Origin of the sequence: Lactococcus sp. EKM203L, assembly GCF_011800585.1 — a bacterium.
Lineage (GTDB): Bacteria > Bacillota > Bacilli > Lactobacillales > Streptococcaceae > Lactococcus > Lactococcus lactis.
In genome coordinates this window covers 1-357 of the sequence record NZ_JAALEQ010000055.1, presented here as the reverse complement: position 1 = coordinate 357, position 357 = coordinate 1, and the positions used below count along the sequence as shown (strand labels likewise).

Annotated in this window: 1 protein-coding gene and 1 pseudogene; both read left to right on the top strand. The window is 44.0% G+C overall.

Translation table 11 applies throughout. The features are described 5' to 3' along the window. Nucleotides 1-173, top strand: a 173-nt coding sequence (mobC, locus tag HFD15_RS14075; protein WP_167595259.1) for a plasmid mobilization relaxosome protein MobC, incomplete at its 5' end; no start/stop codon positions are given. Then, nucleotides 152-357: pseudogene (locus tag HFD15_RS14070) on the top strand (relaxase/mobilization nuclease domain-containing protein); the annotation flags it as partial. The gene mobC and the pseudogene HFD15_RS14070, both read left to right, overlap by 22 nt.

Sequence of the window (357 nt, the reverse complement as noted above, 5' to 3'; positions counted from 1 at the left end):
TAGAACTCTCAAAACAAGGAACCAATTTAAATCAAATCGCCAAGAAACTCAATCAATTCGATCGGATGGACAACCAAGATAAAGAGCTGATCGAGGCTTTACGCTATACATACGGAGTACTCGCTCAAGCTCAAAAGGGGTATCAAGAGTTATGGCAACAATTGCAAAAATAAGCAATGGCGCAAGTGCAGCGAGCGCCCTTAATTATGCTTTAGGTCAAGACAGACCCATGCATGAAAAAACTGAACAGTGGCTACAAGACCATCAATTGGAACGTCCTGTGGAGCTGACAAATTGTCGGGCAGTTGCCGTGGGTGGAACCAACGGGATTGATCCCTTTATCGCCAAAGAACAATT